Below are 7,770 nucleotides of genomic sequence, written 5' to 3' on the forward strand. Positions count from 1 at the left end.
GAAATTGAGACAGCTTTTTTTTAAGCAAAGACTATACTCGTATTTCCTTCCGTTTACTGGACGGGGGAATCCGTAATTCTTCACGGTACTTACTAATGGTCCGTCTTGAGATGGAAATCCTTTGTTTTGTATTGAAGTATTCCGCAATTTTTTGATCGGAGTACGGTTTATATTTATCTTCTGAGGCGATGAACTCCACTAAAAGGTTCTTTACTGTTGTCTGGGAAATGCTATCGCCATCCGATGTTTCCAGTTTGGAAGTGAAAAGAGTACGCATCTCGTACGTGCCGTGAGGTGTTTGAATCACTTTATTCGCAGTCGCCCGGCTTACAGTCGATTCATGCATTCCAATTTCATCGGCTACTTCTTTCAATGTCAGAGGCAGCAGTGAGGATAAGCCGCTCTCAAAGAAATTCTTCTGTTTATCTAAAAGGACTGTTACGATTTTAATAATCGTATTGCGCCGTTGCTCGATACTCGTTAACAGCCATTGATAGTTTTTATATTGTGTCTGCATATATTTTGATACATCATTTTTTGCATGAAGGAATTGTGAATACTCCTTATTCAACTGGATTGCTGGCAAATAACCGTCATTCAAGTGAAAAACGAACTTGTCATCTATCAATTCGACGATAATATCTGGTGTCATGAACTCCGTTGAATGATCGCAAGTGAAAGTACAAGGTCGTGGATTAAGCGAGAGGATGAAGTTGTGCAGTTCTTTCAATTCAGCCATCGTAATCCTCATCTTGGAAGCAATTTCATTCCATTTACGATCGGCGACCAGGTCCAGATGATGTTGCACCAGTTCTGAAGCCCTTCCATTTTCCGGATGAAGATAGGAAATCTGCAGAAGGAGACATTCCCTCAGGTTCCGAGCACCGATACCGATTGGCCCCAAATGTTGTAGAAGGTGAATGCCGGTTTCGATCTGCTTTTCAGTGAATTGCGAAGGGCAGTATGTATCAGTGAACAAGTCAGGCAAATATCCGTTTTCATCAAGATTATAGATGAGGAAATGTAACAACTTTTGCGTAAACTCGTCCTTATGCATGAACTTGGCATGTTCATACAATTCGTCCCGCATGTTTTTGCCACTGCTCCGTACCACTTCTGTCGGCATCTCAGAGGTGCTGGAAAAGCGTTGGTTGACTCTTTCCTCATAATTGCTGCGATCCTCTTTTTCCTTCAGTTCGATGAGTGGGTTTTCCAATTCCTGTTGCCTAATATAATGTTCAAGCTCATGTGTCGTATATTGTAGTAATTCAATAGCTTGCCTTAGTTCCATCGTCATTAGTAGATTAAGCTCTTGTCGCTGCTGGAGAACAAGCTCCATGAATACTCCCCCTCCTTATGAACGCAAAAAGATGTAAGCGTTTGCAATAGTATAACTATTATTATAGCACAAATAACGTGGGATTCCGACATGAAATATGAATGTTCAGATAAGACGTAATGCCCGCTTCATTGGATTGAAGGACCATATCGTAGATTTCCTTTTTGTTTAAAAGAATGAATTGACGTAATTAGATGGTATTCATGTACAGTTCATTGTGCAGTGTTGACAAATCAGAATTTTCCGTTGTGTTACTTTAACAATGGTATTACATTTTATTGGCTACAAGGTCTAACGACTCGAGTCTAGTAAGCTTGTATAATAAACATAGCAACTTGAAATGAGAAAGATACAGGCTAATGTTATAAAAATTGTTGATCACACAAAACCGATCATTAGTCTGTATAAATAACTGAGGAGGTTTCAAATGGAAAAGGAAAAAGGCGTCAAAAAGAAGTTTCAACTTCCACATATTTATGTCATCTTATTTACATTCAGCGCGCTGGCAGCCATTTCGACGTACTTTATTCCGGCAGGTCAGTTTGAGCGTGTACCAGGACCTGACGGAAGAACATCGATCGATCCGAACTCATTTACAAGAGTGGAATCTGCGCCAGTCGGGATTGCCGATTTCCTTACTGTAATTCCGAGAGGACTAATTGATGCCGGAGAAATTGTCTTTTTCACGTTTATTATCGGTGGTATGTTTATGGTGCTGAAAACAACCGGAATTATTGAAGTGGTTGTGGACAGGCTGGCAAATCGATTTGCGAAAAAGAGTATATTCCTGATCCCGATTTTAACGACAGTATTTGCGATTGGAGCAACATTAATCGGAACCCCTGAACTATCGCTCGTTTATATTCCTGTTATTATGCCATTAATTATTGCCTTAGGGTATGATTCCATTGTTGCTGCTGCAATTGCTCTTGTCGGTACGGTTGTCGGGTTTACTGCAGGAGTTCTAAACCCGATTAACGTAGGATTGTCGCAAAAGATTGTAGGCATCCCGGTGTTTTCAGGATTGCCATTGCGTCTACTTCTATTTATTGTCTGTATATCGGTGGGAATTTATTTCATCATGCGCTATGCCAAAAAGGTACAGCAGAATCCTTTAAACAGCTATGTGTATGAAGATGACCAAGAAAAAAGGGAACTTTACAAGCAGAAAGATAAGATTGAAGCGAAAAGCATGAACACGAGACAAAAATATGCTTCAGTCGCTGCACTTCTCTTCCTTGGAGTATTAGTGTTTGGTGTGCTTCAGCTCGGTTGGTTCATGGTAGAGATGGCAGGTCTGTTTATCTTTATGGGAATTGTAGTAGGCAAGATAGCTGGATTGAACGCTACTCAGATTTCTAACGCTTTCACGGAAGGATTCCGTGAGGTGCTCATGGGAGCCATTATTATTGGTCTTGCTCGATCTGTCGCTGTTGTGCTTGAAGACGGACAAATTATGGATACGATCGTTTACAGCCTCGGTTCAATGGTCGGTGAGATGCCATCTGTCCTCGGTGCAGTAGGTATGTATCTCGTACAGCTGGCCATTAACTTTATTATTCCGTCCGGAAGTGGACAGGCCCTAGTGACGATGCCGATCATGGGACCACTTTCAGATATTATCGGCGTAACAAGACAGACAGCTGTACTTGCGTTCCAGTTCGGGGACGGCTTTGCCCATATTCTATTCCCGACTTCTGGTTACTTTATGGCTGCACTCGTGATCGCCGGCGTATCTTGGCAGAAATGGATTCGTTTCTATATGCCACTATTCCTTGTGTTTTCAGCAATCGGGGTTGTTACATTAGTGATCGCTCAGATGATTCAATACACAGGCTGAATTGTGTGGGTGCCTGTGCACCAAACTATTCAGATTATGCACTACAATTACATAAAGTAAAAAGAAGAAGCTGATCAATTCAAGATTTGATCAGCTTCTTTTTGTATTTATATAAAAACTATTGAATTGTCATAAATGTGTGCTGCACAGGCACCGTATGCTTGGGGTGCATCAATACTCCACGCCACTCCGGGAATGCGTCTTGAATGCTTCTTCGTTCGGGTCAAAGTAGTCTTCTGTGTATTTCGCTACAAACTCTCCATTGGCGATATAGCCGGCGCCCCATGTCGGGTCCATTGTGAGCCATTCGCCGTCGACCTTCACTTCAACCCATGCGTGGCGGGAGAAATTGAAGCCCGCTCCAGCCGTTCCTGCAACATATCTAGCTTCCATGCCGGATGCGCGAAGCAAGGCGAGGGCGAGATACGTGTAGTCTTGGCAAATCCCTTTTTCGAGTTCAAGCACTTTTAACGCACTATCATCCCACATAAAATCGCTGTTTTTCTGCTTTTCCACGTCATACGCAATTGACTTTGCCGTGAATTCATAGATGGCCTTTGCTTTTTCACGATCCGACATATCTTCAGTTATGAGCTCTTTCGCAATCGTGATAATATCAGGAGCATCGGATTGAACTCCCCGTGATGGCAATAAGTTACGTAGGTCCTCCGTGGCTGTGCTTTCTACTGTGAATTTGGCTACGTCATAATAATAAAACTTGGAACTGTTTTTCTCTTTTATCTCCGGTACACTAACGATTACGTCATACGTTCCCGGACCGAAGCGCAAATAGAATTCATCGTCGAATTTGTAATTATCGACGGGAATAACGGATAACGACTTGTCGCCATCTTTTTTCGTCGTAATATAAAGATGTGTTGTCTCTTTCGCAAATGGGGCATCTTTGTCGATCGTGCCTTTTATGCGATATGTTAAATTGGTCTCTTCACCGCCAGCCGTTGGATAGGTAAGATTGACACCACGTTCGTGATAGGTCGTCATGTAGAGAATCGGTTCTGTGACAAGGTCAGATTCATTGTCGATATAAAGTGTTGTTCCTGCCTGATAATAGTTATCTCTTTCCTTGTCAGGCACATAGACTTTTAATTCATGCACACCTTTTCCGTAAAATAATGGGACGTCATACGCGAATTCGCCGTTTTTAACAGGAAGCACGTGTTTCCACGTTTCTCCGTCCTTTTTGAGCTCAAGCATCAGCGTCTCGTTTGTTCCTTTTATGGAAGGGATTTTCCCTTTTAGCGTGAAGACCTCGCTTTCTTTTATATAACCGCTATCCGGCGCCTCAAGTGATAATCCTGCCTCTTGGGCAAAGGGGGTATACGTAAGATCACGCTGCACCGTAGGGTTTACATTAAAGACGGTGAATTTTGCAAGGTCGTAATAATAATTTTTCTGCTTTGTGCTTGGGAGCATCACAGTTACTTGGTATTCTCCCTCTCCGTTGAACAGCCTGACGTCCTGTTTGAATTTCCCGTCTTCGATAGGCGCATAGTATTCCATCGAGCCGTTGGAAAGCGCTTCTCCAGCAAACCTGATTTTGATCCATACATAGTTTTCTTGTAATTGGTCCTGATCTTCAACGGTACCTTCAACTGTAACGAATTCATCCACCGCAAAGTTTGTGTGAGTTGGTTCAAGTAAAGTAGCTCCCACTTCTTCGGCATAGCCTGTCAGTTCCAAAGGCGCCATTTCTAGCTCAGTGTTTTTGTTCTCTACTACTGCCTGATAATCAACCTTTTGCTCTTGCTTTTGCTCGGGTGTCGGCTGCGATTCTTTTATGGCAGCAGATTTATTCGAGCATGCGCTTAATACTAGTAGGCATAGCAATAAAACAATCTGTATTTGTGTTTTTTTCATAGACGTCGAATTCCCCCTTGTGGTTTGTAGATAGCTCTTAATCCTGATTATCCAATCCAAATCTTTTTGCATTACGAGCCCGAGCCCGTTCAGCTTCAATTTCTCGATTACGAGGTTCGGCATTTGTTACCAATGTGTTGAGTAAATTTTGTGTAGCGATAAACACTTCCTCGACAGCAAGATTAATAGCATCCTCGTTTGCTTTGGATGGCTTGTTGTAACCAGAAACCTTCCGCACGTATTGGAGCGAAGCGGCATAAATTTCATCCGTGGTAGCCGGAGGGCAAAAATTAAACAGTGTTTTAATGTTTCGGCACATGTTACCTCATTTGTTTGATATTTTCTCGATTGTATCATATTCCACCGAATCGTCTCGTTGCCTGTATAGCAGGCTGAAGAAAGTGGAGACCTATTGATTCTGGTATAATAGGAAGCAGACTACATACGGTGGGGGGATACAAATGAACATGATTCGTAACCGGCTCTTAGGTTACGGAGTGGATGAGGCTTGGGTTGACCCTATGTCCTTTGTCATCCTGATTGCTGTCATCACGCTCCTTTGTATCATCGCGAATTTTATTACGAAGCAAGTGATTATCCGATTCATTACTCATATTGTGAAAAAGAACGATATCAAGTGGGGGACCATGCTGTTGGAGCGAAAAGTGCTCCGGAGATTATCTCATTTTGTGCCTGCTATCATTATTTATTACTTTGCATCCATGTTTCCGACGTATCAAAAGGCAATCGAAACGTTGGCACTGACGTATATCATGATTGTGGCATTCAGTGTCATCAATCGATTGTTAAGCGTATTCAATGATATCTATCAAACCTATGAGATAGCAAAAACGAAGCCGATCAAAGGATATGTTCAAGTTACCAAAATAGTTGTCGTTATTGTCGGTTGTGTTTTGGTAATTGCCAATCTGATGGGGGAAAGCCCCTTTATTCTGCTAAGTGGGATTGGTGCCCTATCAGCTGTATTCTTGTTAATTTTTAAGGATTCGTTATTAGGACTTGTGGCGGGAGTCCAGTTGTCAGCCACGGAGATGGTTCGAATGGGCGATTGGATTGAAGTGCCGAAATACGGTGCAAATGGAGATATCATTGACATTTCTTTGAATACAGTAATGGTGCGAAACTTCGATAAGACGGTAACGATGATTCCGAGTTATGCACTTATATCAGATTACTTCATCAACTGGCGCGGGATGCAGGAATCTGGCGGACGACGCATCAAGCGAGCATTGTATATAGATATGTCGAGTATCAAGTTTTGCACTGGAGAAATGATCGAGCATTATAAACAGATCCGTTTTCTTTCGGATTATCTCGTCGATCGTGAACGTGAAATTGAAGAGTATAATAGAAAGAATAAGATTGACCGCAGCAATGTTGTAAACGGAAGGGCCCTGACGAATATCGGGGTTTTCAGAGCATACGTCCTCCAATATTTGCAACATCATCCACGTATCCATCAAGAAATGACGTTGATGGTCCGCCAGTTGGCGCCAGGTGAGCATGGACTGCCGATAGAAATATACGCATTTGTAGATGATACGAAATGGACCGTCTATGAAACCGTGCAAGCGGACATCTTTGATCATTTGTTTGCGATCGCGCCCGAATTCGGTCTCCGCGTATTCCAAAATCCAACAGGCAGCGACTTCAAAGCTTTGGGGAATGGGGTAAGAAGTGACTGAATTGTTTCGGTGCCTGTGCACCACACTATTCAGATTATACACTACAATTGTATAAGATAAATTAAGAAGCCGACTAAATTAATATCTGGTCGGCTTCTTTTTGTATATATATAACTACTATTGAATTGTCATAAGTGTGTGGTGCACAGGCACTGGAAAGAGGCATCGGAAAGACTATATGCCACTAGGTTTAGAGCCTAGACTGCTTTAGTAGACCAGCATATCCTACAAGGATTCGTTGAAAAGGGGGGATAAGTTTGAGAAATCCTGAAGAACTTCATCGTGGGCATGAGCAACACCGCCACGATCACACTCATCACCATGTTCATCACCATGTTCATCACATGTCCCATCATGTAGGACATCATACAGGGCACCATATGGGACATCACCAAATGGTTCAACCGGTAAGTTTTCACCCTGGAGGTCATCACCAACATCATCACCAACATCATCACCAACATCAACACATGGGACATCATCACATGGGACACCAACACATGGGACACCAACACATGGGACACCAACAGTTTGGAGAATTTAACCGTTTCTGAAATAAGTCTCGCTCTCGATACGTATATTTGTTTTGGATTGAGAAGAGTAATGGTTATTCTTATGACGATAAAGCCCTTGAAAACTCCAACCGGAGTTCACAAGGGCTTTAATATTTATAGAAATTTAATTTGATTAACCGTAAGGCATACGGTTCAGGCAGGGAATGCTAACATTTCCTGTTATGGGATGCAGTGCTATTTAGTTTTTATTTTGTTACTATATTATTTTTTGAGCAATCCGAAGAAAGTGCTATAAGCTGTAACAACTTGGTTGTAATATCCGACTAGCTTGTCCCAAACCGTTGTTTGAACAGTTTCTGTAGCTGGTTCTTCAGTAACTTCTTCGGCTACATCTTCACCTTCAACAGCGTCTTCACCTTCAACAGCGTCTTCGCCTTCAACAGCGTCTTCGCCTTCAACAGCGTCTTCGCCTTCAACAGCGTCTTCGCCTTC

6 protein-coding genes and 1 pseudogene are annotated in these 7,770 nt (G+C 42.4%); 3 read left to right on the top strand and 4 right to left on the bottom strand.

Annotated elements, in window-relative coordinates:
• Nucleotides 1-31: 31 nt before the first annotated feature.
• Nucleotides 32-1,339, bottom strand: coding sequence for an RNA polymerase factor sigma-54 (gene rpoN, locus AB1K89_RS17705; RefSeq protein ID WP_413056015.1), 1,308 nt, complete (start codon nucleotides 1,337-1,339; stop codon nucleotides 32-34).
• Between the two features lie 427 nt (nucleotides 1,340-1,766).
• Here rpoN and AB1K89_RS17710 point away from each other — a divergent pair, with 427 nt between their 5' ends.
• A complete protein-coding gene (locus AB1K89_RS17710) occupies nucleotides 1,767-3,179 on the top strand; it encodes a YfcC family protein (RefSeq protein ID WP_413056016.1) in 1,413 nt (470 codons plus the stop codon).
• A gap of 171 nt (nucleotides 3,180-3,350) precedes the next feature.
• Here AB1K89_RS17710 and AB1K89_RS17715 read toward each other — a convergent pair whose 3' ends face one another.
• Nucleotides 3,351-5,057 (bottom strand): transglutaminase domain-containing protein, encoded by a 1,707-nt coding sequence (locus AB1K89_RS17715; RefSeq protein WP_413056017.1) that lies wholly within the window; start codon nucleotides 5,055-5,057, stop codon nucleotides 3,351-3,353.
• Between the two features lie 37 nt (nucleotides 5,058-5,094).
• On the bottom strand, nucleotides 5,095-5,376 hold the full coding sequence (locus tag AB1K89_RS17720; protein ID WP_413056018.1) for a DUF2277 domain-containing protein: 282 nt from the start codon (nucleotides 5,374-5,376) through the stop codon (nucleotides 5,095-5,097).
• A gap of 142 nt (nucleotides 5,377-5,518) precedes the next feature.
• Between AB1K89_RS17720 and AB1K89_RS17725 the strand changes: the two genes are divergently transcribed.
• Nucleotides 5,519-6,763, top strand: coding sequence for a mechanosensitive ion channel family protein (locus AB1K89_RS17725; RefSeq protein ID WP_413056019.1), 1,245 nt, complete (start codon nucleotides 5,519-5,521; stop codon nucleotides 6,761-6,763).
• 257 nt (nucleotides 6,764-7,020) lie between these two features.
• Nucleotides 7,021-7,317, top strand: a complete 297-nt coding sequence (locus tag AB1K89_RS17730; protein WP_413056020.1) for a hypothetical protein — start codon at nucleotides 7,021-7,023, stop codon at nucleotides 7,315-7,317.
• 222 nt (nucleotides 7,318-7,539) lie between these two features.
• Here the strand turns inward: AB1K89_RS17730 and AB1K89_RS17735 are convergent.
• Nucleotides 7,540-7,770: pseudogene (locus AB1K89_RS17735) on the bottom strand (hypothetical protein); the annotation flags it as partial.

Origin of the sequence: Sporosarcina pasadenensis (genome assembly GCF_047228845.1) — a bacterium.
In the GTDB taxonomy this organism is placed as follows: Bacteria; Bacillota; Bacilli; order Bacillales_A; family Planococcaceae; genus Sporosarcina.